Source organism: Ferruginibacter paludis, from assembly GCF_030409685.1.
Taxonomy (GTDB): domain Bacteria; phylum Bacteroidota; class Bacteroidia; order Chitinophagales; family Chitinophagaceae; genus Ferruginibacter; species Ferruginibacter paludis.
On sequence record NZ_JAUFQJ010000002.1, the window covers coordinates 541747 to 566400 of the forward strand.

Here is a 24654-nt window from a genome sequence, read left to right on the forward strand (position 1 = left end):
AAAAAAATACATTTTCTGAAGGCAAAATCCTTTGTCTGAAATATTTAAACTTCGCACTTACCGTCTTAAAATCACCCCTAAAATTTACATTGCAAATTAACAGAAGTTATTGTTGCCGTTTTGTATCATATTCTTGTACTGCTCAAGTCACCAGGTTGGGCCCTAGTTCCGGAGTGAGGCCTGATCATTCTTTCAGTGCTCAGATGTGTCCTTATACAATTTTGGGTACGAGTTGGATACTTAAGTTATACGCCAGTGTCACCTGCATTGCTGTCAACTATTCTTTGGAAAAACTGTTTCTCTTTTAATAGCTGGTTTTAATTATTTTTACGCCCTTCAATCAATATTGCAGTAATTAAAACCACTATACATGTATGATATCTGTTGCATAGGACACATTACACTGGATAAGGTAATAACGAATAGAGGCGAAAAGCATATGGCCGGGGGAACATCATTTTATTTCTCCAATGCGCTGCGGAACATGGATGTGAATTATTGCCTGGTTACAGCCCTGGCAGCAAGCGAGATCCGTTTTGTTGAGGAGCTGCGTGCCATGGGAACAGAAGTAATTGCGCTGCCCAGTAAACATACTGTTTATTTTGAAAATAATTATGCCGACAGTCTTGACCACCGCACCCAGCGGGTATTACAAACAGCAGATCCATTTTCGGTTGACGAGCTAAGAAATGTTAATGCTGACATTTTTCATCTTGGGCCGTTGCTTGCGGATGATATACCATTGGCATTAATAAAAGAACTGGGTGGCAGGGCCAGGATATCGCTGGATGTGCAGGGATACCTGCGCAAGGTAGAAGACAAACAGGTACAGGCGGTTGACTGGGAAGAAAAAAAAGAAGCTTTGCAATACGTTGAAATCGTTAAGGCTGACGAATCAGAACTACAGGTTCTCACCGCAACCAACAGTGTGCGCAGAGGCGCTGAAATGCTTGCAGAATGGGGAGTAAAGGAGGTGGTAATTACCTTTAACAGCAAAGGTTCGTTGGTATATGCCAACAATATTTTTTATGATATCCCGGCCTTTGTACCTGCAGTAGAAACTGATGCAACAGGATGCGGAGATACCTATATGGCCGGCTATTTATATCAGCGTGTAAAAGGAGCTTCTGTACAGGATGCAGGAGAATTTGGAGCAGCAATGGCCAGTTTGAAAATTGAATCTTCGGGACCTTTTACAGGTACTAAAGAAGCAGTGCTCCTTCAAATGGAAAAAAGTAAAACGTACAACACAACTATAAATTAAACACATGAAATACTTATCCAGGTTGTTATTGTTATTGCCTTTGACATGGCTCTCTTTTACGAATCCTCCTAAAAAGATTAAGGTAGTTTTTTTTGGCGATTCAATTACACAGGCTGGTGTTCAGCCAACAGGTTATATTACGAAGCTTGATAGCGTAATAAAGCAATTGCATTTGCCTGATTCTATTGAACTCGCCGGTGCCGGCATAGGTGGTAATAAAGTATACGATCTGTATTTGAGAATGGATGAGGATGTGCTGAAAAAAAATCCTGACGTAGTTGTTATATATGTGGGCATAAATGATGTATGGCATAAAGCCAGCTCAGGCACAGGCACTGACCCTGATAAATTTGAACGGTTCTATCGGGCCATCATCAAAAAATTGCAGGAGAAAAATATTAAAGTTATTCTATGCACGCCGTCAGTCATTGGTGAGCGCAATGATAATTCCAACCAGCAGGACGGCGATTTGAACCAATACAGCACCATTATCCGTACAATGGCAAAAGACCTTTCTTTACCGGTTTGCGATTTGCATAAAGCTTTCGCTGATTACCTCAAAGTTAATAACGCTTCCAACCAGGAAAAAGGAATATTAACATCAGACCGTGTGCACCTGAATGAAAAAGGTAATTTATTTGTGGCTATGGAAATGTGGAAGGCGTTGCAGAATATCATTAAATAATTTATCAGCCATTAATTGGATGCAGCATGTTACTATCAAAAGAAAATCTTAAAAAAATAAATGGGGACGCAGTATTATTGCCGGATGAAGCCCTGCTGAATTTACCGGAAAAAGTGTTGCAATTTGGTACAGGCGTATTATTGCGGGCACTGCCTGATTATTTTATCGACAAGGCTAACCGTTGTGGTAAATTCAACGGCCGGATTGTGGTGGTAAAATCGACTGATGGCGGTGATGCAGGTGCGTTTGACAGGCAGGATGGGTTGTATACATTGTGCATGCGAGGCATTACTGATGGAAAGTCAATACAGGAAAGCGTGGTTTGTTCTTCTGTAAACAGGGTATTGTCCGCTGCAACAGACTGGCAGTTGGTGCTGGAGTGTGCCGCCAATCCGGAGCTTGCTGTAATTATTTCAAACACAACAGAAATAGGTATTGAATTGGTAAAAGAACCTGTCAGCTCAAATCCGCCTGTATCTTACCCTGCTAAATTACTAGCCTTTTTATATGAACGGTTTAAAGTATTCGGGGGAAGTGTGCAAAGCGGCTTTGTGATTATACCAACAGAATTAATTTCAGATAATGGCAATAAATTAAAAGCCATTGTTCAGGAACTGGCAGAGTGGAATGAATTGGATAAAAAATTTATTAACTGGCTGCTGGCATGCAACCAGTTTTGCAATTCGCTGGTTGACAGAATTGTACCGGGCTTACCGGATGCAGGCAAAAAAGCGGCGCTTGAGCAGGAACTAGGATACCAGGATGATCTGCTGATCATGAGCGAAGTATATAGCCTGTGGGCAATTGAAGGCAATGAGCAGGTAAAGTCGGTATTGTCTTTCGCAGCAGCAGATCCGGGCGTTGTAATTGCAGATGACATCACCGTTTTTAAGGAATTGAAACTGCGCTTACTCAACGGAACACACACACTCAGTTGCGGGGTCGCATTCCTGGCCGGTTTTACCACTGTAAAGGAAGCAATGAATGATGCCATCCTGAGCCAATATATAAAACAGCTTATGCTGGAGGAAATTGCAGTTGCCATTCCATTCAACGTAGAAGAAAAGCAGGCAAAGGAATTTGCAGTAAAAGTGTTGGACCGGTTCAGCAACCCAAGTATAGAACATCAGTGGATAAGCATTACCTTAAATTATACAGCCAAATTAAAAATGCGGGTTGTACCTGTTTTACAGTACTACTACAAGCTATACAAAAAAGTGCCTGAAAATATAGCCACTGGATTTGCTGCCTGGCTTCTATTTATGCACGAGGTAAAAAAAGAAGGCAATAATTATAGGGGAGAATTGAAAGGAAAGGCTTATCCTGTTAAAGATGAGATGGCATCTTTGTTCTTTGATCAGTGGCATAATTTAACCCCTGATAATTTAGTAAAAGCTGCTTTATCTGACATCAATTTATGGGGTGCAGATCTTACACAACTGGATGGTTTTACCGAAAATGTTACTTTTAAATTAAAAGCCATTATGCAGCAGGGAATCATGGCTGTAATTGCTTAGCACAAAGCACGATAATCATTGTATAACAATCAGAAAAGTAATGTGGGATGAAAAAATTTATGGATGACAATTTTTTGCTAAAAAATGCAACTGCACAAAGGCTGTATCACGACTTTGCAAAAAAAATGCCCATTATTGATTACCACAATCATCTTTCACCGGAACAAATTGCCAATGACATTAACTTCGAAAACCTTACCCAGCTTTGGTTGTACGGCGATCATTATAAGTGGAGGGCAATGCGTACCAATGGGATAAATGAAAAATTCATTACCGGCAACGCTACTGACTACGAAAAGTTTGAGCAGTGGGCAGCCACTGTTCCCTATACATTGCGCAACCCACTGTATCACTGGACCCACCTGGAACTGCAGCGCTATTTTAACATCGATACCATATTATCTCCGGCAACCGCAAAGGCGATATACGATGAATGCACAGCCAAATTAAAAACGCCTGCATTTTCTGTAAGGAATTTGTTGCTGAAAATGAATGTGAAAGTACTTTGCACAACTGACGACCCCACCGATACCCTGGAACATCATCAAAAATTACGGGCCGATGAATTTGAAATAAAGGTACTTCCAGCCTTCAGGCCGGATAAAGCAATGAATGTAGATGATGTGGAGTCCTTTAACAACTATGTAAACAAATTACAGGAAGTATCCGGAATATTAATTGCCAGTTGGGATGATTATTTGCATGCCCTTAAAACACGTCATGACTTTTTTGCAACAATGGGATGTACCATCAGCGATCATGGATTGGAACAATTATATGCTGTTGATTACAACGAAGCGGAAATAAAAAATATATTCCGTAAAATCACTTCAAACGAAACCATTTCGCAACAGGAGAACATAAAATTTAAATCAGCTATGCTGATAAAATTTGCATTATGGGATCATGAAAAAAACTGGGTGCAGCAATACCACGTAGGGGCTTTGCGTAATAACAATTCAAGGAGGCTGAAAGAACTTGGTGCTGATACCGGATGGGATTCCATTGGTGATTTTTCGCAGGCAAAGCAGTTATCCAAATTTCTGGATAAGCTTGACAGTACTAATCAACTGGCAAAAACTATACTGTATAATTTAAATCCAGCCGACAATGAATTAATGGCTACCATGGCCGGCAATTTCAATGATGGAAGTGTGGCGGGAAAAATGCAATATGGCGCATCCTGGTGGTTTTTAGATCAGAAAGATGGTATTACAAAGCAGCTTGAAACCCTGAGCAATATGGGCCTGCTGAGTAAGTTTATTGGCATGCTTACAGACAGTCGCAGCTTTATGAGTTATCCGCGCCATGAATATTTCAGAAGAACGCTGTGTAATATCATTGGTGAGGAAATTGACAATGGAGAGTTACCTGATGATACCAATTGGGCTGGTAAAATAATACAAGACATCTGCTTCAATAATGCGAAGGCATATTTTGGATGGTAACACAAATCAGGCAATAAGCTTTCAATAGATTATATTTAGACCCTCACTTTGAGTACCATTTTTTGTATGGGTAAATCGTCCACGGCAATCATTGGCGCATGAACATCTTCAGGAAATAAAATAACAAATTGGCCTGCATGCAATTCAAAAAACATGTCGGGCTTATCTTCAAAAATTAATACATCTTTCTCGGTATCGTATGCTCCTTTTGGTTTAACACAACTGGCTCTGGGTTTCCATCCGAACTTTTCTTTTCCACGTATACAAACCTGGATGTCGATGTGTTGATTATGGCACTCAAATTCGTCAATCGATTTTTCTTCGCTTACGCCAGGTTGAGTGAAAAAAATTGCTTTAATATTCTCGCCATCAACAATATATTTCCCGGCGGGTATTATAGAAAGTGCCGAACTATTGATATAGGCAAATGCCTTTTCAAAAAAGGGGTGTAGAGAAAAATATTTAGTTGCGTCTGTCAATGAGTCAATTATCATGAGCGTTTATTTTTGATTTCAAAGAAACAATGTTCTTGTGAATAAAGTGTATAAAAGGTTTAAAAATCATCCGTGTACAATGATTTTAAACAGGTAAAGAATGTTGTTAACCTTAGTCAGTTAGTGTAAAAAAATTAATAAAAGAGCATATACAGTAAGTTTTGGCAATGCATTTAATTACAGTACAGATTACCTACGTTGTTACCTTTATGCCCTGAAACTATCTGCCAGCCTATGTTGTATTGAATATGAGATTTTTGTAGCTGTTCAACTGGAACACGAATTTTCTTGAAAAAAAGTATGCGGGATTTAAAAACTTTTACCGGCTAAAAATATAGAATGGTATGGTTGTTGCAAAAGCGATTGTTGTATTTTTAGTTTTCATTTTTTATTCCAATAACTATGACCATTCTTCCAACAATCATCTCACGTTATTTTATTTATTTAAAAATTTGCAGATCCTACCAGCGGAGTCAGCCAGAAGATTTGCCAGACGGCAGGTAGTTTAACAGTACTGGTTGCGATGTATGCTTACGCATTTCTGCGATGGACCATGCTGAACGTTTGTTAGTCAAATTTGTGCAGTGATGCATTGATACTACTTCCTTTTATAAAAAGCTTACAGGTTGCTGTTTAATATGGCCAGGGAGGGTGATTGCGTTTCTCCAAGCAGTATGAGTCATTCATTGCAACAATTATTATCCGGTACTTCTGGTTGCACCTGATAAAAGCTGCCCAAAATTGCTGGTAGACTGGCAATTTCTCTATGAATTTTTGAATGTCCCATTGCGAAAAGCGCTTGCTCTTCCGCTAAAGAAGCGCCACGTAGTTAAGTCAATATCCATACAAATCCAATTTACATGAAACAGATTTCATTACTCCTTTTTTGGTTATTTAGTACGCTGTTTTCAAATGCTAAAAATTATTACGTTTCTGCGTCAGGCGATGACTCAAACGATGGTTTAACAATAAACACACCATGGCAATCGCTGGCTAAAGTTAACCAATCGTCTTTCGCTGCAGGCGATGTTATTTTATTTAAACGAGGCGATGTGTTTTATGGCACGCTAAAAGTCCCAGCAAATAATATGTCTTTTGACGCTTATGGAACCGGAAATAAGCCGGTACTAACAGGCTTCGAAACTTTAACTTCCTGGACAAATATGGGAAACGGAATCTGGAAAACAAATGTTTCCCGGGGAAGCAATGGTTTAAAAATCGTCACGATTAACGATAAAATGCAGCGAATGGGGCGCTATCCAAATTACAATGTGACGGATGGGGGGTATTTATCTTACGAAGGAACGAATAGTGGAACACCTTCGGTTACCGATAACCAGTTAAGTACCTCTCCCTATAATTGGAAGGGAGCAGATATTGTCATAAGAAAGTATAGTTATGTTTTTGAAGTTTGCCCCATCACAGATCATACCGAAGGAACTTTGTCATTCACATTGCCTAAAGATTTTCAAAATAGTCCATTAACAGATGGGTTTACATCAGCCGGTTATGGATATTTTATCCAAAATGATATAAGAACCCTGGATAGCTTTGGTGAGTGGTACTTTAACCAATCTTCAAAAGACTTGTCGGTTTATTTTGGTAATGTGGATCCATCTTCTTTGCAAATAAAAGCTGCCACCATCGATACTTTGTTTAACTGCGGGGAAGCAGGATTTGGTACTTCCGGGACACCGCATTATTCAAATATAACAGTAAAAAATCTAGCACTTGAAGGCGCCAACAAAATTGCTTTTTTTTCTTTCAACGGGCAGAATATCACCATTCAACATTGCAATTTGAATAATAACGGTAGTGGGGTGGTTATGTGGAGTGTGGCAAATTCTTTATGTGACAACAACACGGTGAGTAATACTCTGGATCTGGCAATTGCGCAACTGGGCGAATTTTCATCGCCAACAAAGGTTACCAACAATAATATAAAAAATACAGGCCTGATGCAGGGGATGGGCGGAAATGGCGCAGATGCATACAAGGGCATTTGGACAAGTGGCGATAATACCTTAATTCAAAATAACCGGGTAGATTCAACAGGCTATACGGGTATTTATTTTAATGGCAGTAATGTGATGGTAAAAAACAACTACGTGACCAACTACTGTGCAATTCTCGATGACGGGGGAGGTATATACACCTGGGGAGATCACACAAAAGCAAACAGGATTATTGAAGGCAATATTGTCATAAATGGAATTGGGGCCAGACAGGGAAGGCCGGAAAATAGTGCCATGACCTGGGGTATATATACGGATGGGGCAAGCAGCTACGTGAGCATTATAAATAATACGGTTTCAAAAGCTGATGGTGGTGGTTATATGATGAATACCGGGCAGGATATATTATTAAGAGGGAATACTTTTTACGATGTTCCGGTTGCCATAAACATAAACAGGTTTCCCGGAATTGGTAGTCAGCCACTCTGCAGGCGAAATAACTTTATGGCCAATATTAATTATCCCGAGGTAAGCAACTTTTTTTATTGGAATGGCCAGTTAAATCTCCCTGTTGTTACAGATATTCAATCAGATTTAAAGGCAATTGGTACATGGGACAGCAGCTATTACAGAAGCGATTTAAGCGCTCCATTTGACTGGTACTATCATTTAACTTTCGGTGGTACATTTGTTGATCCGGCTGCTGAAAATTTGGCGCAATGGCAGAATTATGTGAATGGAGATGCGCATAGCGTTGTGTTAAGCACAGCACCACATGTGTTTCAATACAATGCTACAAGCAACCCTGTTGTTTATGATTTTGCTGACCGGAGTAAAAAAGATCCTCAGGGAAATGTTTATAATAATTCAGCAACTATTCCTGCCTGGGGCTCGATGTTGTTATTTGATAATGGCGCTGCGACCGGAGGGAATATTTTACCGGTCGCCAATGCCGGTGCAGACAAATCTATCGTTTTGCCAGTTACAACTTTGACACTTTCCGGCAATGGCACTGATGCTGATGGTACTATCAGCAACTATACGTGGACTAAAATTTCGGGTCCAGCCGGTACAACAATTGTAAGTGCCAATACAGCATCGACGGTATTAAACAACCTGGTGCGGGGTACGTATAATTTTGAGTTAAAGGTAACGGATAACAAGGGTGCCGCGGCAAGGGATACCGTTAAAGTAGTTGTCAATACGGCAACTGCGGTTGCAGTTGTTGCTAACAAGGCACCCGTTGTAAATGCCGGTACCGATAAAGCAATTACGCTTCCGGCAAATACTGTAGCGCTCGCAGGCACTGCAACCGACCCTGATGGTGCTGTCAGCAGTTATCTTTGGACAAAAAAATCCGGCCCGGCAGGCGGCACAATAGCTACTGCAAATGCGGCTGCCACCTCAATAAGTAATCTGGTGCAAGGGACATATAATTTTGAACTGACTGTTACTGATAATAAAGGTGCAAAGTCAAAAGATTCACTTAAAGTAGTGGTTAGTACTTTTGTTGTGAACAAAGCGCCTGTTGCCAATGCAGGTGCAGACAAAACAATCGTCCTGCCTTTAAATACAGTAACACTTAAAGGCATAGGAACAGATGCCGACGGAACTATTGCGGGTTATACATGGGCAAAAATATCCGGCCCTGCGGTCGGAACGATTGCCACAAGCAACGCAGCTTCAACAACAATCAATAGCCTGGTACAAGGTGCATATAATTTTGTATTAACAGTAACAGACAACAAAGGTGCTGTTTCAAAAGATTCAGTTAAAGTAATTGTTAATGCAGCGGCTGTTACATCGCCGGTTGCTAATAAGGCGCCTGTTGCAAATGCCGGTGCGGATAAAACCATTACCTTGCCTGCAAACACAGTCGCACTTGGTGGCAGCGGAACGGATACCGATGGAACCATCAGCAGTTACGAATGGGTAAAAGTAACGGGACCAACAGGCGGGCTGATTGGTACAACCAATGCACCTTCAACCGCAATAACCAGCCTTGTAAAAGGAATATACAAGTATGCATTAATTGTAAAAGACAACAAAGGACTTACTGGAAGAGATACGGTACAAATTACAGTGAATGCGGCATTGCATTCATTGGCTGCCAGCGCCAGCGCCGGCACCAGCAAATCTGTAACACTGCCAGGAGATACTGTGTCGTTATTTGCCAATGTATCCGTAGTAAATGCGATTGTTACCAGCTATTCATGGACACAAATAACAGGTTCTGTTGCAATAATAGAAAACGGTAATGCGGCTGCCTGCCTGGTTAAGAATTTAACGAAAGGCAATTATACTTTCGAACTGACTGTTACGGATAATGCCGGCGGCGTTGCAAAAGATACCATCAGCATAACAGTAGCGGAAGATCCATTTTTACACCGTGGTTCTTCGCTCAGTGTTTATCCAAACCCGGTAAAAGATATCGCCAACCTTGATCTCAAAACGGCTGCAAAAGATGGAACCAAAATAATGGTTTCGGTTATCAACGGCAGTGGTAAGGTAATGTCAAGAAAGCAGTTTGTGAGCGCTGGTAATAATTCAATTTTAAAACTGGATATGACTGATTTGCTGGATGGGTTTTACATTGTTAATCTCATTATTGAAAATGACCAACCCTTAAACGTAAAAGTTATAAAGGCCAGGTGATGTAGTATCAGGTAACTTAGAAATTAAAAAGGCGGCATTCAATTGAAGAATGTCGCCTTTTTTAAATAGAAAATTTTATAATTTCCCAGTCAGGGTTGCAATTCCATCACGGTAATTATCGCTTACAGGCAATTCCAGGGAGTCAATAAAAACGCTTGATTTTCGAACAGAAGTAATAAATGCAATTGAAACGATGTATGATTTGTGGATGCGGATAAAAGATTCAGGAGATAACTGCTCTTCGATAGTTTTCATCGGCATTCTTGTAACGAGGGGCCTTTGCGTACTTTTCAGGTGAATTTTTATATAGTCTTTTAAGCCTTCGATATATATAATATCAGCAGTAACTACTTTCACCAAACTGTAGTCGACATTTACAAAGAAATACCCTGCCCCGGAAGCAACTTTGGGTTGCACTCTTAAATAAAATAATTCCCTCGCTTTATTGCAGGCGTTTACAAAACGGTCCAGAGAAACAGGCTTTACCAGGTAATCTGTTACATTCAGCTCAAAGCCCTGCAGCGCAAATTTTTCGTAAGCTGTAATTAAAATAATCATGGGCTTTACCGTCATGCTTTGTATAAACTGTAGTCCGGTAAGCCCCGGCATTTGAATATCTAAAAAAATAAGGTCAACTGTTTGCTGCTCCATGATGGACATTGCTTCCATCGCATTATCGCAGGCCGCTACCAGTTGCAGGTAAGGCACTTTGCTGATATTATCAGTAAGTAATTCCAGTGCTAATGGCTCATCATCTATGGCAATGCAACGAATCATACAGCAAGATTTATTTGTAATGAAACAATAAATTTCCCATTCTCTTTCACAATTTGCAAGGTATGATGATTGGGATATAATAAGTCCAGTCTTCTTTGAACATTTGTTAAACCAATACCACTGGCCTTATCTTTTACTTCCACCGATGAAGGATCGTATTTATTGGCTACTGTAAACTGTAGTGTGTTATTTTCTGCCTTAAGGTCAATGTCTATCTGTGCCTGTTCAATCATACCGGTACCGTGTTTAAATGCGTTCTCAACAAAGGGGATCAGCAGCATCGGTTCAATATCATACAATTTATCCGTAGTCTGCATATTTACATTAATCACAACCTTCTTGCTAAAACGTTGCCTTTGAAGGTCGATATAACTTTGCAGGTATTCTGTTTCTTTTTCGAGCGACACTTTTTCTTCATCTGTTTCATACAACATGTACCGCATTAATGAAGACAATTTAATAAGGGACGGTTCCAGCAGATCAGATTGTTTGCGTGCCAGTGCCACCATGTTGTTCAATACGTTAAACATAAAATGGGGGCTTACCTGCGAGCGTAAAAGCGATAGTTCTGTTTTTAAATATTCATTTTCTTTTTCCTTCGCCAGGTTATCCGCAATTATTCTGTCCCTGATAGTTTTGTAGGCAATACTGCAGGCCAGTATAAACAAGAAAATGAATGTAGAAAAGAAGACGTGTTTTCTAAATTCGAAAGTTTTATCTGCAGGTGTGAAAAAAACCTTTAATAACCACAGCAGCATCACATACATTGTAAAGCTTCCAAAAATTGCGAGGGTATACAGCGTGTATTTTTTTTTGTAGAATAAGCGGGGTATTATTAAAAGGGCGTTCAGGTAAAAAAAGCCTATCAGCAATACATCACCCGTAAACCAAATGATGTTGCTGATGGTCTCGCTGGGCGATTTTGGACGTACTGGTTCATTGGGATTTTGAGGCCTTAACAAATAAGGTAAAGAAAATAATAGAATCCAGGCTGTTGCATGCAACAGAAAGGTAATCCATTTTTTTGCGTACCATGGCTTTTTCATACAGGCAAATTAGCAATACATTACAACATAAAATGCCATCCGGCAAATATTGCGACGAAGCAGGCATTTTCAGATACCAAAATGCTAAAAAAAACACCATTTTGGGCGATTATCACCCCAAATCAGGAATTACCGTTGCGTTTTTTGGAAGCATTTAAAAAACTTAACCGGGTAATCGCAGCACCACCATTATTTTTTTATTTCCCTCCTTTTTATACCATCTTTTAAATACAACCGGGTCATTTTTTGTAAAATCAGAGAAATGCAGGCCAGTATTGTATTCCAGCATTTAAACTCAATAATCATACGCTGAAATCTTAATGTACATTTTTAAAATTAAAACGCAATATTAATTTAATGTTACCAATTTTGAATGTTGGTAACAGGTAGATTGTTGGACGGGTTGTTGTGTTTAGCTTTGTAAAAAAATTGCCATGCTACCAAAAGACAAATACGAACTTTTTACAGCTGAATATTACAGGCAGGAAATATTTTCTGATGTAGTGACGAAACGGAAGATTAGCAAGCATATTTCTGATATCAACGATACTATTACGGAAGACGATATAAAAAATGTGAAGACAAATTTTGGTAATGCATCCACGCTTGATGCCCACCAGCTTGAAATGAAGAAAGCCAACAACAATTAATTACAGAAACAGGTAGTGCTTTCCAGCATATGGGCACTTCTTATTATTTCTCTGGCAGCATATGCTCCAAAAGCATTTGAGTATAACCGTTGTAATGAGTAGCTGTGATTTCTAACTACAGTGTCCAAGTGCCCGCCAGATAACCATAAAAATGATAACTGTACTTACGCATCCCCCGCCTAATTTTTTGCACCATAGCCTGCAATAAGAGCTTTAAAAAGATTGTTCATCCGGGAAGTATTTATTTGGTCTAAAGTGCATGCGACCACTTTTTATTCAACCTTATTTATTCTCATTATCCGTTTTTCTCGCCATCTTTTATAGGTATAACAAGCACGGGAATTTTGCTCAGATGAATTACTTTTTCTGCTACGTTTTCCATCAGCAACTTATCCAGTCCGCGTCGGTTGTGAGATCCCATTACAATTAAATCGGCCATACCACCTTCAGACGCATCTACAATACTATGCGCAAAACTTCCTTCAGTTACTATCGTTTTAATACTGTCATTACCCAGGTGTTTTTTTGAATTTTCCAGGAACTCCTGTGCCATTTTTTTTATATCATCTTTAACGGTATCTGTTAAAGCAGGATCAATTGTATCCATGAATCCACTATATCCCATAATAGGAGAATAATCCAAAGAAGAGTAGTAGGCAGGCTCAGCGATAACATGCAGTAATGTTATTTCGGCATTCAATGCTGTTGCAATTTTATATCCTGTCTCTGCAATCATTTCTGCAGAAGGTTCGTAATCCAATGCAATGAGTATCTTTTTCATGCGTATATTTTTTAGGTTAGGTAAATTAATTTTTTTCTGGTAACAGATGAAAACAATTTCAATAAAAGTGCCAATCAATTAAAGGCTGCTTTTAAAACACATTTGTAGTCTTCCGGACTATCACTTATGATCATCGTTTACTTCTATCCAATAGCCATCCGGATCCTGAAAATATACCTGCTTAATTCCATCCACCCTGGTGGTAACAGCAATTTTTGCACCCAGCCAGTCTTCATATGGAATATGCTCCTGGTTAAGCTTTGTTATGAATTCACTTAAGGATGGGACACTAAGGCATAAATGACTAAACTTATCACGGGGAACTCCTTTTTCCGCACCGCTTATCAGGTGAAGATTGGCTTTATCGCTCACTTTTAGCCAGGTATGTTTACCATCGTGAAAAGGTTCCGGCACGGAATCCAGCGCTAAAATATTTTCATAAAACAAAGTACTTTTTTGCAAGTCAGATACATGAAGTGCGATGTGATTTAGTATGGTATCTTTTTTGGGAAGCAGTTTTTTTAAACTAAACCCGCAAATTAAAATGGCCAGTGGCAAGCCCGTTAACAGTATTTTTTTCATGGCTACAAGTTAATAAAAGAAAGCGGCTTTTGTGAAGCAGGGAAAAAATAATGAGCAAATTTTAAACCGAACAATAATTGAGTTGCTTGCGACGGAGAAAACCTGCTCTTTTAAAATTTCCTATTTTCACTTTATGAAATACACTTTTTTTTTATTCCTGTTGATATGCTTTGAGAGTATCCTGCTTTCTGCGCCAGCACAAGCCCCCCAAAATTTACCTGCAGGTAAATTATTTATAATAGGTGGCGGAAACAGGTCTCCGCAGTTAATGAAAAAAATGCTAGCCACGGCTGCTCTCGGGCCTAAAGATTATGTGGTGGTGTTGCCTATGTCAGCCAGCGAACCGGATACTTCCTTTTATTATTTTAAAGAAGACTTTCAGCCAGTATGTAACGCACCAGTTGCTAATTTAAATTTTACCAGCGATAAAGTGAATGATAAAAACTGGCTGGATTCAGTGAAGCATGCCCGCCTGATTTTTATAACCGGCGGCGACCAGGAGCGGTTTATGGCTGTCGTTTTAAACACTCCGGTATACCATGCCATTCATGCGGCATTCAACAATGGAAGCACTATTGCGGGCACCAGTGCCGGAGCTGCTGTAATGTGCGAAAAGATGATCACCGGAAAAGAATTGACAGATACCATCTACAATGCAACGTTTAAAAAAATTCATGCCAATAATATCCATATAGCAAAAGGTTTGGGACTATTAAATAACGCCGTGATAGATCAGCATTTTATTGTCAGGAGCCGCTATAACCGCCTGCTGTCGGCCATGGCAAGCCTTCCCTCATATGCCTGCATTGGCATTGATGAAGCCACGGCCATCATAGTAGAGGGCAATAGAATAACGGTTACGGGCGAAAGCCAGGTAGTGTTGATGCAAAAGCCCCGGGGACTTCAAATTACACCCTCAGGGCTGATAAAAATGAAATCGTTGCAATTGAGTATATACACAACCGGGGATGTATTTTTTATAAATCTCCATTAAAAAATGTGCCGTTGCACCAGCATTTTTTCAAATAAACATTCAATCTATATATTTTTTGCTTTGTAACATTTGTAACCATCCGGATTTTTAACAGGAGGTAATTTCGTTTTTCAAAACCAGTTTAATTAAGGTGATTGAAATTACACAGCTAAAAAATATACAAATGATCAGTGCAATTAAAAAACTATTCGGAATCGGGCCTGCAACAGATTATAGCCAGTTGGTAAAGCAGGGAGCCATTATAATTGATGTGCGCAGCAAAGGCGAATATGCAGGCGGCCATATCAGGGGATCGCTGAATATACCTCTTGATCAGCTTAATAATAATCTTAACAAACTAAAAGATAAAAACGCGACCATCATCACCTGTTGCGCTTCAGGGATGCGCAGTTCTTCAGCAAAAGCCCTGCTGGCGTCAAAGGGTTACACAGCAGTATTCAATGGAGGTGGATGGAGTAGCTTACAAAATAAATTGTAGCCGCAATGTTGATAGCTTTTATTAACAAGACATTTTTATTGGAGATAGCTTTATTGCAGCCCGGTATTTTACCTGGCTTTTTTGTGTGGCAACAATAAGATCGAAATTTACCTGGCAGGCTATATTTAATCCACGCCATTTGCAATAGTTTCGAATCCTATTTTTTGTATGATACATCCGTTACTTAAAATGCTGCCTGCATTTTTATTTCACCTAATTTTAAAGAAAAAATTTAAGTATGAAAAAAATGATTGCACTAGCCATATTTGGCTGCCTTACCATTGCCGCCGTTTCTGCACAAAAAACACCTGCCAAACTACTGCGCCATGTGGTAATGTTTAAATTTAAAGACGATGCATCTGCTGAAGGCATTAAATCTGTTGAAGATGCTTTTATGGCTTTAAAAGGAAAGATCAGCCTGATCAAGGATGTAGAGTGGGGAACCAACAATAGTCCTGAAAAATTAAACGAAGGCTTAACCCACTGTTTTTTTGTAACCTTTGCCAGCGAAAAGGATAGGGATGATTACCTCGTGCACCCTGCACATCTTGCCTTTGTAACCATTCTAAAACCGTACCTTGATAAAGCGATTGTGCTGGATTACTGGGCAAAAAAATAAGTTACTCCATTGCTAAAGTAACCCGGTCAATAACAGTTTGCCAATGTATTTTTCATTATTTTACATGTAATAATTCTCTCAAAAAATGCTACTCCATGTTTGAAAAAAATGTTTTTATTCACCATGTTTATTTTTGGCTGAATAACCCCGAAAATCAACAAGACCGCAACGGGTTGATTGAAGGATTGAAAAAATTATCAGCAGCCTCCACCATACAGGCTTTCCATATCGGTGTGCCGGCTGCCACCAGCCGTGATGTGATTGATACCAGCTACAGTGTATCGTGGTTGTTGCTTTTTAAAAACAAAGAAGACCAGGATGTTTACCAGACAGATCCGGTCCATTTAAACTTTGTTGCAACCTGCAAGCATCTGTGGAGTAAAGTAGTGGTATACGATACTGTGGGAGTATGAAAAAGGTTGTAAAATGATCAATGCATCATATAATTTAAAACGATAAAATTGCCACATTAATAAAAAAGTATGAAAAAGAAACAAGATCAAAATTCACGCAGAAAGTTTATTAAAAATGTTTCTGTTGCAGCTACGGGATTCTTTATTGTTCCCCGCCACGTACTGGGCAAGGGCTTTATAGCGCCCAGCGATAAATTAAATATTGCAGGTATTGGGGCTGGTGGTAAGGGAGCAAGCGACTTATCAGAATTTTCAAAAAGTCCGGCAGCCAATGTAATCGTTTTGTGCGATGTAGACGACCGCTCGGCTGCCAATTCGAGAAAACGCTTTCCCAATGCCAAGTACTATAAAGACTTTCGGGAGATGCTGGCAAAGGAAGGAAAAAATATTGACGCTGTGTCTGTTTCAACGCCTGATCATACCCATGCTGTAGCAGCGCTTGCCGCCATGCAAATGGGTAAACATGTGTACGTGCAGAAACCTATGACACATGATATTTATGAAGCAAGAATTTTAACCCAGGCTGCAAAAAAATATAAGGTAGTAACTCAAATGGGCAACCAGGGCGCTTCATTTGATGGCGTTAAAAAAATGCAGGACTGGTATAAAGCTGGCTTGATTGGCGATGCTATTGATATCCGTTGCTGGACGAACAGGCCTGTATGGCCGCAGGGCTTTGGCAAGCCGACCGGCAAAGAAGAAGTGCCGCCGGAATTAGACTGGAATTTATGGCTGGGGCCAACCGCCTGGGAAGAATACCACAAAGGGTTTGTGCCTTTTAACTGGCGTGGCTACCCGAGCTTTGGCACGGGGTCTTTGGGAGATATGGGATGTCATATAATTGATCCTGCTTTTAAAACTACGGGTCTTGGTTATCCTTCGGAAGTTGAATGCAGCGCCGTAGATTTATATGAACAAATGTGGAACCCAGCTTATCATCCTGATAGTTTCCCTGCAGCATCTTCACTAAAATTAAAATTTCCTGGTAAGAATGGAAAGCCGGATTGTATACTGCATTGGGTAGATGGCGGACTGTTGCCGGACCGGCCGGAAGAATTATTGCCAAACGAATTAATGGGCGATGATGGTGGGGGAGCTATCATTACCGGTACAAAAGGTAAAATGATGTGTGGCACGTATGGTAACAACGCCATATTATTGCCAACTGAACGTTCTAAAGAAGTAAATGTTCCCCAGGTAACCAAAAGGGTTCCCGAAGGTCATTATATTCAATGGGTAAATGCATGCATTGCAGGTTATGGTAAAAATGAACTCAGCTCTTCCTTCGACTACGCCGGACCGTTAACAGAATCCATCTTAATGGGTAACCTTGCATTGCGTTCCTGGAATATTAAAGAAGGAAAAAATTTCCCGGGAAGAAAGAAGTTGTTGTGGGATGCAGAAAATATGAAGATCACCAACTATGACCCTGCCAACCAGTTTGTAAGAAGAACTTACAGAGATGGTTATAAGTTTGAATTGTAGCAGTAAAAAAATAGCAATAAAAAACCTCCACTTTAAATGGAGGTTTTTTATTAGCCTGTCGGCGATATTACATTTCAAGTAACTTATACATTTCTTCCAGTTTGGGAGATAAAATAATTTCAGTCCTCCTGTTTTTGGCTCTTCCTTCTGGTGTGGAATTGCTTTCCAGCTGATCATAAAAACTATGTCCGGAGGCTATTACCCTTGTGGGATCTACTTTGTAATTATTCACCAATACCCGTACTATCGCATTGGCCCTTGCTGTACTCAAATCCCAGTTGTCCTGGTATTTACCCCTGATAGGAATGCTGTCCGTATGTCCTTCAATATTTACGGCTACATCAGATTCGAGGTTTAAAACGGCTGCCAGTTTTGACAAAGCATCTACGCCATTTTTATTCACTACTGCACTTCCGGAAGGGAATAATAGGTTTTCAGAAAGGCTTACGTACACCTTGCCGTTTTTTTGTACAACAGAAAGGTCGTTGGAATTAAAGCCTTTTAAAGCTTCGGCCATTTTGTTTTTTAATAATAGAGATTGATTCTTTTGCTGCGCAAGCAATGTTTGTAACTGTTGTAATTTTTGTTGCTGTTGTTGCAACGTCTGCTCTTGCTGCTGCAAAGTCTGCTGGCTCTGGCCTAATTTGTTTTGTTGGTCGGCGGTTTGTTTTCCGAGCTGACTGTTTTGTTGATTTAGTTCTACAATCTTACCGTTCAGATCACTCATCTGACCTTGTAAACGGGTGATTTTATCAGCCAATGCTGTGCTGTCTGCACGAAGGGCGGAGGTTTGCATCTGCGATTGCAGTAACACTTTTTTAGAAACACAGCCCGAAAGCAGCAATAGCCCGATTGCTACGGTAAAATATTTTCTCATGGAATTAAATTTTAACTCTCATAATAGAAAATTATGCCGGAATTGATTTCGCTAAATAAAGTGATAAGCTAAGAATTATTTGGGGACAATTTTACTTTGAGTGCCGAATATAATGCCCGAACAAATGAGGATATTAGTTAAAGAGTTACACCAAAAATTAAGAATTCTTGATAAGGTATAAGGCGGCAACGAATCAAATTTATCATCGGGTATGATTATTTATCCATCGTACCAAATCCTGCAAAACTTCAGCACGGTTGATTTCATTCATCATTTCGTGCCGCCCGCCCGGATATAATTTATAAGATATGTCTTTTACTCCGGCCGCCTTCCAGTTGCTGACCAATTGAAGAAAACCTTTCCCTTCCAATCCCACCGGATCCTTATCACCAGCAAAGGAATACACCGGAATGTTTGTTGGAATTGACTGAATATTATTATCAAAGGCCGCCTGTATTCCCTTAAAAAAATAGTAGAAAAATTGGGCGCTGCAAATAAAGCCGCATAAGGGATTTGCTATGTAATCATCCACTGTTTTTGTATCACGGCTTAGCCAGTCAAATGCCGTCCGGTTCGGTTTAAACGCATTATTAAATTTACCAAAGCTAAGCTTGTTGATGAGCTTGCTCCGATAGTTTGCACCAAGAAGTTTCATTTGCAAACCGGCAATAAAAATACCTGCGCCCATTAACGGATCTTTCTTTCCGTTGGTAGCCGATAAAATTAAACCATCAATGCTGTTGCTATGCAGCTGAAAAAAACGCTGGCATAAAAATGATCCCATGCTATGCCCCAGTAAAAATAATTTATGTTCCGGCCATATTTTTTTCAGGTGCAGCATCAGCAAATGCAGGTCGTCAACCTGTTTATTAAACCACTCTTTTTCTCCCAGGCCGATGGCTTTCAAATCAGCAACTGCTTTGCTATGTGCCCGCTGATCATGCGCATACACGGCAATACCTTGTTGCACCAGTATATCGGCAATATCATTGTATCGTTCCGCGTATTCGGCCATGCCATGCGCAATATGCAAAATGCTTACGGGAAGGGTATCAGGCAGCCAGGCATACACCGGCATCTGATGACCATCAGCGCAGGTTATAGTAAAAGATTGCTTTTGCATTTTATTGTTTGTTGAAAGCTAATTCCCGAGTTTGGCAAGGTCGCTAACCTAAAAATAAAACCTTATTACCACAATGCAGATAAAACGGCACCAGGTAATAAGGTTTCAAAAAAAGTGCTTAATAAGACAGGTGATTTTTATTTTTTCAATCCTGCTCTTTTTTGCATTTCCGCCAGCGGCATCGCTATCATTCTGCCGATTGGTTTATAGCCCCTGTAAGTAATCACCTTCATCATTACGGCATCTTTTGGCGGCGTTAATGGTGCTGTGTATTTTGGATAATACTGGTCAGGGAAGGAATTATCAAAGCTGTAATAAATATCCAGTCCTTCAATCTCTGTTGTAAGTTCAATTTGCAATTGTCCGTTCGTATTTTGTGCAGTAAAAATCGGATCGTACATGCTGGGTGCATATTTTACCTGTTCAATATCGTACCGTTTAAACTGGTCTTCTACCTTGGTAACAAAATGGTTCCAGTCTTTTTTTTCTTTCGGGCTCCATACACATTCCGCAATGGCGAACGCTCTTGGCCAAAGCATGTATTGCATATGGCGAACATTGTATAATTGCTCCGACCATAAATTGGCCTGTCCGCCTTTGATGTATTTGGGATCTACACCAGCAAGCAGTGGTTCAAATTCGTACGATTTTTTTAAACGCAATGTGGCATAGATGCGGGGTTCTATTATTTCATCTCCCTGCATGTAATCCAGGTAAGCGTAAGTAGTTGGGCTCATTACCACATCATGTTTTAATTTGGCTGCTTCAATACCGCCCTTCTCTCCGCGCCAGCTCATCACAGCTGCGTTGGGGGCCAAACCACCTTCCAGTATTTCATCCCAACCCATGAATTTTTTGCCTTTGCTTTCAACAATTTTCTCCAGTCTTTTTTCAAAATAACTTTGCACCTGTTCCATCGTTTTCAAACCTTCTTTTTGCATCAGCGCCTTAATGGCATCGCTTTGCTCCCAGAAGTTTTTAGGGCATTCATCACCACCAACATGGATGTATTCAAATGGGAAAAGGCCAGCGATTTCCGTCATCACCTTGTCTAAAAAAACATATACTTTTTCATTGGCAGGGCAAAGGGTATTATCCTTTAAAGCTATTGGCGGCGCACCGTGCGACCAGTCCATAAAACTTTCTCCTGCAATCACATCATACTTATCGGCACCGGGCGTACAGGATAATTCAGGGTAGGAGGCTACAGCAGCCATGCTATGACCCGGTACATCCACCTCTGGTAAAATATTTATAAAACGGTCTTTTGCATACTGAATGACTTCTTTAATATCATCCTGTGTATAAAAGCCGCCGTTGGTTTTAGGTTCATCCGGTAAGGGCTGAGAGAAGGTTCCAAAATAACCGGTTTTTGCAACACTCCAGGCACCTTTTTTTGTCAGGTTGGGATAACTTTTAATCTCAATCCTCCAGCCTTCATCGTCTGTTAAATGCCAGTGAAATAAATTGTATTTATACTTTGACATCTGATCGATAAAATCCTTCACTTCTTTCTTGGTAAAAAAATGCCTTGATACATCAAACATTAAACCCCGCCATCCCACTTTTGGATAATCGGTTATGGTTACACATGGCGCCTGCCATTTTACATTTTGTACAACTGATTTGCTTTCTATTTCCGCAGGTAGTAATTGCATCAGCGTTTGCACGCCATAAAATAAACCTGCAGGCTGGTTGGCCGAAATGGTGATATTCGTTGTGCTTACATTCAGGCGGTATCCTTCACTACCAATTGTGGCATCGGCCGTTTTATTTAAAGAAAGTTTCAAAATGGCTGAAGGCATTTCGTTTCCGAACAATACTTTATAACCGGTAGCCGCCGATAAGCGTTGCTGCAACATATCAAGTATTGGTTTTACTGCGGGCAGTATGGGCGCTTCAATTGTTATGGTTGAAGGCAGCATAAATACACCGGCATTTTGTACCATCTGCACAGGCTCGGGGATAATTGAAACCGGCGCAGCCTGCTGGCAAAATGTATGTAGGCCTGGGAGGCAGCAGGCAAGGAAAAACACAATTCTTTTCATAAAACGAGAGAGGTTTAATAATTAAAATGATATCTTGAAGTATCAAATGTAAGTATTATTAATGTTGAATGATTACAGTGTTTTGTAAGACCGGAAGAATGGCGGCAGCTTAGAAATAAAAGTTACGAGAGGTTGAAAGAAGTAATTAATTTTTCAATTGAAACACGCCTGCCTTATTTATCTTTTAAAGTTTTTTTTACAGAAAAGTAAAAAGCAGCATTCCTGAAATAATGCCATATAATAAAAAAAGCAAGGGCCTTATTAAATTGAATCTGCGCTTCTCTTGCGGTATACCCATGGTAAATTTTTTTGTGCATGTTGGTGTATAATGTGGCAGGCGTATTGTCTTTTAAGTGGATATATTCCGAAGCGGTTTAATATTTAAAAAGCCTTGCCTGATCAAATTGACCAGACAAGGCTTGAGGGTTACCAAAACCTCTTTTTTTTACCGCACAGTCACGGCTTTAACGAATGTGCCCGAGGCATCAAATTCTACTGCATATTTTGTTGCATTGGCATCTATAAAAACAACATAACCCTTTAAGCCACTACTGTCATTTACAAGGAATGCCTGTTTAAACACGTAATTAGGATAGGTAGTTGCCAGGTAATCTGTAATTGCTGAAGGCAATGCCGACTGGGCTATTGTATTAAAATCGCCATAATGTGAAGGCAATTGTGTTCTTTGAATAAATACGCCGCTGGCATCAAAAAGGGTAGCATAAACACCATTGTTAATGCTAAGCACTACAATACTGCTGTCGTTGTTTTTAAAGGCGTGCATCAGCGTATCCTGCGCATAGTTGGCGGCAAAATAGGATATAATTGCAGACGGCAAAGATGGTATCGCGATGCTGTCATGTTTCATTCCACCGCGGTCATCAAAGTGGCCGCCCTCGTGCCAGCCATGACCCACTAGGTCGTGGCCTTCACGTTGTTCCAGTACTTTCACAAATGTTCCGTTTGCATCAAATTTTAAACCTACCGGCTTTCCATTGTATTCTATAATTACCACATAGCCCGACAGTGTTCCGGTTGAATCCTTATCTGTAAAAGCTTTTTGTGCGGTGTAGCCGGGATAGTTGGCTGTAAGATAATTTGTAATGCTGGATGGCAAACTGCTGAAAGCAACAGAGTCTGTATGATGATGGGCGGGGCAGGTGCCGATAACGTAAAGCGAATCAGTGCCCGCTATCCTGGAACTGGTAGTACCTACCGCGATGCCTTGCACGCTTGCTACCACAGACTGCGATACAGTTGTAGTAGTATCTGTTGTGCCGGTTAAAGAATTTTCTTTTTTGCAGGAACCTAAAAAAAGTAATATAAGTCCGGCTAATAGTGAATTTTTTACATTGCTTATTTTCATTTTTTTAACGAGTTTAAAGGTGAGGTTTAATTGTAATTTTTCAGAAGTGATTGTTCTAGAATTTTTGTCATAGGCTAAATCAGCATGATTTTTTTTGTTAGTAATACTTTATTTATACGGCACACAACGCCCTGGCTTGGTGCAACCGGATATTTTCAGATGTGTGAATGATATTATACTGGTCAGTAAAAATAACCGCCACGTCCTGCATTTGGTTAATCAGTTCAAGGCCGTTTTTTAACCCGATTTCTAACAGGTAGGGGTGAAGAGAACAAGCCATTTCTGCACTGTTGCAAATAACAGTAGCGCTTTGAATGCCGCAGCCGGATGCTGTTTTTCTTGCTTGTAAATGCATATTTCTATGTCTTTCAACAACAGGCTGTGTGTGATACACACCGGAAGTAACAAAAGCCGGATCACTGTTGGTAATTCCTGAAAACTCGTGGTCACCCAAAGCAGAAATACCTCCTTTAATGGCTCCTGCCCGGTAATTTATACCGCTGCCCCAGGTAACAAATTCGCTGGCTGATTTGATGTATCCGCTATCCACGCCATTTTGTTTTAACAGGGTTTTCGCCCGGTCTTTTGCATAGCCTTTTGCTATATTACGGAGGTTTAAGTGCAGGCCTTTTTCATTTAAAAAAACAGAACAATTTTGTTTGTCAAATTCAACATGACTAAATAAATCTGGTGGATTTCTTTTTTTTGGAAAGAAGCTGTGTTCTGAATCGCCGGATGAAGCATGATGTTTGGATTTAAAGAAATAAATCATTTTAAAAGCATCCTGCGTTAACTCCAGCACATGCATACACCTGCTGATAAAGCCATACACCTCTTTATCGACTTTAACAGCTTTTATTCCTGCCTGTGCGTTAATTTGTTTTATTGGATTAGATACATCCCTCATTGTAAAAAGGTCTTCAATCCTTTTCATTTCATTGGTTGCACTTTCAAGTAGATTTTGCGGCCATTGCTCCTCGTCGCACAGCATATTGATTTCAACCTTTTCTCCCATTAATAAAATTTGCCTGCTGAAGACTTCCTGTTTTCTATGATATAATCTCATAAATAATATTTCTTCCGTTAATAAGTAAGCAGCGTAGTTATAGGTTGCATTCATTTAAAACAGCAACGGCTTATGTTTGACCCGGCAATTTGTATTGCGTTGTAACAAAAAATTCCCTGTCATTTGTTTCGTTAGTCTGACGTTGCTGTTGTTAATTAAGATACAATACTCAAAAAAAAAGGTTGGGTTGAAGGCGCCGAAAAATTGACTTTTTTCAATGTTTTTTTTGCTGATCGTTCCGGATGAATATGTTTATTTAAATATTGATTTATTAAAAAAAACATCGGCCGGATATGAAATAAATAATGGGTTACGGCAAATCGTACTAAAG

21 protein-coding genes are annotated in these 24654 nt (G+C 39.9%); 11 read left to right on the forward strand and 10 right to left on the reverse strand.

Annotated features, from left to right (window positions below):
• The first annotated feature begins 370 nt into the window (after positions 1-370).
• The 4 genes from QWZ08_RS04150 to uxaC are packed head-to-tail and all read left to right on the forward strand — an operon-like array spanning position 371 to position 4914.
• Positions 371-1264: a PfkB family carbohydrate kinase gene (locus tag QWZ08_RS04150; protein ID WP_290335958.1), complete on the forward strand. Its 894-nt coding sequence runs from the start codon at positions 371-373 to the stop codon at positions 1262-1264.
• 4 nt (positions 1265-1268) lie between these two features.
• Positions 1269-1949, forward strand: a complete 681-nt coding sequence (locus QWZ08_RS04155) for an SGNH/GDSL hydrolase family protein (RefSeq protein WP_290335959.1) — start codon at positions 1269-1271, stop codon at positions 1947-1949.
• 26 nt (positions 1950-1975) lie between these two features.
• Complete coding sequence (locus tag QWZ08_RS04160; protein ID WP_290335960.1) at positions 1976-3466, forward strand: tagaturonate reductase; 1491 nt, start codon at positions 1976-1978, stop codon at positions 3464-3466.
• Positions 3467-3513: 47 nt separating this feature from the next.
• Positions 3514-4914, forward strand: a complete 1401-nt coding sequence (uxaC, locus tag QWZ08_RS04165; protein ID WP_290335961.1) for a glucuronate isomerase — start codon at positions 3514-3516, stop codon at positions 4912-4914.
• A 35-nt stretch (positions 4915-4949) separates the two neighbouring features.
• Here uxaC and QWZ08_RS04170 read toward each other — a convergent pair whose 3' ends face one another.
• On the reverse strand, positions 4950-5408 hold the full coding sequence (locus tag QWZ08_RS04170) for a NanQ anomerase/TabA/YiaL family protein (RefSeq protein ID WP_290335962.1): 459 nt from the start codon (positions 5406-5408) through the stop codon (positions 4950-4952).
• Positions 5409-6268: 860 nt separating this feature from the next.
• On the opposite strand from QWZ08_RS04170, the gene QWZ08_RS04175 reads away from it, so the two are divergent.
• Positions 6269-10018, forward strand: a complete 3750-nt coding sequence (locus tag QWZ08_RS04175) for a PKD domain-containing protein (RefSeq protein ID WP_290335963.1) — start codon at positions 6269-6271, stop codon at positions 10016-10018.
• Between the two features lie 75 nt (positions 10019-10093).
• Here the strand turns inward: QWZ08_RS04175 and QWZ08_RS04180 are convergent, their stop codons facing one another.
• Together QWZ08_RS04180 and QWZ08_RS04185 are read right to left on the reverse strand one after the other, a co-directional pair.
• A complete protein-coding gene (locus tag QWZ08_RS04180) occupies positions 10094-10795 on the reverse strand; it encodes a LytR/AlgR family response regulator transcription factor (protein WP_290335965.1) in 702 nt (233 codons plus the stop codon).
• Positions 10792-11841, reverse strand: coding sequence for a sensor histidine kinase (locus QWZ08_RS04185; protein ID WP_290335966.1), 1050 nt, complete (start codon positions 11839-11841; stop codon positions 10792-10794). Before QWZ08_RS04185 ends, QWZ08_RS04180 begins: the two co-directional genes overlap by 4 nt.
• A gap of 434 nt (positions 11842-12275) precedes the next feature.
• On the opposite strand from QWZ08_RS04185, the gene QWZ08_RS04190 reads away from it, so the two are divergent.
• A complete protein-coding gene (locus QWZ08_RS04190) occupies positions 12276-12491 on the forward strand; it encodes a hypothetical protein (RefSeq protein WP_290335967.1) in 216 nt (71 codons plus the stop codon).
• A gap of 295 nt (positions 12492-12786) precedes the next feature.
• Here the strand turns inward: QWZ08_RS04190 and QWZ08_RS04195 are convergent, their stop codons facing one another.
• Both QWZ08_RS04195 and QWZ08_RS04200 read right to left on the reverse strand, forming a co-directional pair.
• Positions 12787-13272 carry a universal stress protein gene (locus tag QWZ08_RS04195; protein ID WP_290335968.1) on the reverse strand — a complete coding sequence of 162 codons (486 nt, stop codon included), beginning with the start codon at positions 13270-13272 and terminating at the stop codon, positions 12787-12789.
• A gap of 120 nt (positions 13273-13392) precedes the next feature.
• The gene (locus QWZ08_RS04200; RefSeq protein WP_290335969.1) at positions 13393-13854 is read right to left on the reverse strand and encodes a VOC family protein; all 462 of its coding nucleotides are present in this window, start codon (positions 13852-13854) and stop codon (positions 13393-13395) included.
• Between the two features lie 133 nt (positions 13855-13987).
• Here QWZ08_RS04200 and QWZ08_RS04205 point away from each other — a divergent pair, with 133 nt between their 5' ends.
• The 5 genes from QWZ08_RS04205 to QWZ08_RS04225 all read left to right on the forward strand — a co-directional run bounded on the left by QWZ08_RS04205 (position 13988) and on the right by QWZ08_RS04225 (position 17843).
• The gene (locus QWZ08_RS04205) at positions 13988-14848 is read left to right on the forward strand and encodes a cyanophycinase (RefSeq protein ID WP_290335970.1); all 861 of its coding nucleotides are present in this window, start codon (positions 13988-13990) and stop codon (positions 14846-14848) included.
• Between the two features lie 163 nt (positions 14849-15011).
• Positions 15012-15326 (forward strand): rhodanese-like domain-containing protein, encoded by a 315-nt coding sequence (locus QWZ08_RS04210; protein ID WP_290335971.1) that lies wholly within the window; start codon positions 15012-15014, stop codon positions 15324-15326.
• A gap of 238 nt (positions 15327-15564) precedes the next feature.
• Positions 15565-15945 carry a Dabb family protein gene (locus QWZ08_RS04215; protein WP_290335972.1) on the forward strand — a complete coding sequence of 127 codons (381 nt, stop codon included), beginning with the start codon at positions 15565-15567 and terminating at the stop codon, positions 15943-15945.
• A 95-nt stretch (positions 15946-16040) separates the two neighbouring features.
• Entirely contained in the window at positions 16041-16358 is a 318-nt protein-coding gene (locus QWZ08_RS04220; RefSeq protein WP_290335973.1) for a Dabb family protein, read from the forward strand.
• Positions 16359-16427: 69 nt separating this feature from the next.
• Positions 16428-17843 carry a Gfo/Idh/MocA family protein gene (locus tag QWZ08_RS04225; protein ID WP_290335974.1) on the forward strand — a complete coding sequence of 472 codons (1416 nt, stop codon included), beginning with the start codon at positions 16428-16430 and terminating at the stop codon, positions 17841-17843.
• 67 nt (positions 17844-17910) lie between these two features.
• On the opposite strand, the gene QWZ08_RS04230 is transcribed toward QWZ08_RS04225, so the two are convergent.
• From QWZ08_RS04230 to QWZ08_RS04250, 5 genes are all read right to left on the reverse strand, one after another.
• A complete protein-coding gene (locus tag QWZ08_RS04230; protein WP_290335975.1) occupies positions 17911-18720 on the reverse strand; it encodes an OmpA/MotB family protein in 810 nt (269 codons plus the stop codon).
• A gap of 202 nt (positions 18721-18922) precedes the next feature.
• On the reverse strand, positions 18923-19843 hold the full coding sequence (locus QWZ08_RS04235; protein WP_290335976.1) for an alpha/beta fold hydrolase: 921 nt from the start codon (positions 19841-19843) through the stop codon (positions 18923-18925).
• 137 nt (positions 19844-19980) lie between these two features.
• A complete protein-coding gene (locus QWZ08_RS04240) occupies positions 19981-21891 on the reverse strand; it encodes a beta-N-acetylhexosaminidase (RefSeq protein ID WP_290335977.1) in 1911 nt (636 codons plus the stop codon).
• Positions 21892-22336: 445 nt separating this feature from the next.
• Positions 22337-23257, reverse strand: coding sequence for a PepSY-like domain-containing protein (locus QWZ08_RS04245; RefSeq protein ID WP_290335978.1), 921 nt, complete (start codon positions 23255-23257; stop codon positions 22337-22339).
• A 112-nt stretch (positions 23258-23369) separates the two neighbouring features.
• Positions 23370-24323: an FAD:protein FMN transferase gene (locus tag QWZ08_RS04250; protein WP_290335979.1), complete on the reverse strand. Its 954-nt coding sequence runs from the start codon at positions 24321-24323 to the stop codon at positions 23370-23372.
• Positions 24324-24654 lie beyond the last annotated feature (331 nt).

What these genes read in the sequence shown, in the direction of transcription:
- QWZ08_RS04150 (WP_290335958.1), top strand. Translation starts at nt 371, where the DNA reads ATGTATGATATCTGTTGCATAGGACACATTACACTGGATAAGGTAATA.
- QWZ08_RS04155 (WP_290335959.1), top strand. Translation starts at nt 1,269, where the DNA reads ATGAAATACTTATCCAGGTTGTTATTGTTATTGCCTTTGACATGGCTC.
- QWZ08_RS04160 (WP_290335960.1), top strand. Translation starts at nt 1,976, where the DNA reads ATGTTACTATCAAAAGAAAATCTTAAAAAAATAAATGGGGACGCAGTA.
- uxaC (WP_290335961.1), top strand. Translation starts at nt 3,514, where the DNA reads ATGAAAAAATTTATGGATGACAATTTTTTGCTAAAAAATGCAACTGCA.
- QWZ08_RS04170 (WP_290335962.1), bottom strand. Translation starts at nt 5,408, where the DNA reads ATGATAATTGACTCATTGACAGACGCAACTAAATATTTTTCTCTACAC.
- QWZ08_RS04175 (WP_290335963.1), top strand. Translation starts at nt 6,269, where the DNA reads ATGAAACAGATTTCATTACTCCTTTTTTGGTTATTTAGTACGCTGTTT.
- QWZ08_RS04180 (WP_290335965.1), bottom strand. Translation starts at nt 10,795, where the DNA reads ATGATTCGTTGCATTGCCATAGATGATGAGCCATTAGCACTGGAATTA.
- QWZ08_RS04185 (WP_290335966.1), bottom strand. Translation starts at nt 11,841, where the DNA reads ATGAAAAAGCCATGGTACGCAAAAAAATGGATTACCTTTCTGTTGCAT.
- QWZ08_RS04190 (WP_290335967.1), top strand. Translation starts at nt 12,276, where the DNA reads ATGCTACCAAAAGACAAATACGAACTTTTTACAGCTGAATATTACAGG.
- QWZ08_RS04195 (WP_290335968.1), bottom strand. Translation starts at nt 13,272, where the DNA reads ATGAAAAAGATACTCATTGCATTGGATTACGAACCTTCTGCAGAAATG.
- QWZ08_RS04200 (WP_290335969.1), bottom strand. Translation starts at nt 13,854, where the DNA reads ATGAAAAAAATACTGTTAACGGGCTTGCCACTGGCCATTTTAATTTGC.
- QWZ08_RS04205 (WP_290335970.1), top strand. Translation starts at nt 13,988, where the DNA reads ATGAAATACACTTTTTTTTTATTCCTGTTGATATGCTTTGAGAGTATC.
- QWZ08_RS04210 (WP_290335971.1), top strand. Translation starts at nt 15,012, where the DNA reads ATGATCAGTGCAATTAAAAAACTATTCGGAATCGGGCCTGCAACAGAT.
- QWZ08_RS04215 (WP_290335972.1), top strand. Translation starts at nt 15,565, where the DNA reads ATGAAAAAAATGATTGCACTAGCCATATTTGGCTGCCTTACCATTGCC.
- QWZ08_RS04220 (WP_290335973.1), top strand. Translation starts at nt 16,041, where the DNA reads ATGTTTGAAAAAAATGTTTTTATTCACCATGTTTATTTTTGGCTGAAT.
- QWZ08_RS04225 (WP_290335974.1), top strand. Translation starts at nt 16,428, where the DNA reads ATGAAAAAGAAACAAGATCAAAATTCACGCAGAAAGTTTATTAAAAAT.
- QWZ08_RS04230 (WP_290335975.1), bottom strand. Translation starts at nt 18,720, where the DNA reads ATGAGAAAATATTTTACCGTAGCAATCGGGCTATTGCTGCTTTCGGGC.
- QWZ08_RS04235 (WP_290335976.1), bottom strand. Translation starts at nt 19,843, where the DNA reads ATGCAAAAGCAATCTTTTACTATAACCTGCGCTGATGGTCATCAGATG.
- QWZ08_RS04240 (WP_290335977.1), bottom strand. Translation starts at nt 21,891, where the DNA reads ATGAAAAGAATTGTGTTTTTCCTTGCCTGCTGCCTCCCAGGCCTACAT.
- QWZ08_RS04245 (WP_290335978.1), bottom strand. Translation starts at nt 23,257, where the DNA reads ATGAAAATAAGCAATGTAAAAAATTCACTATTAGCCGGACTTATATTA.
- QWZ08_RS04250 (WP_290335979.1), bottom strand. Translation starts at nt 24,323, where the DNA reads ATGAGATTATATCATAGAAAACAGGAAGTCTTCAGCAGGCAAATTTTA.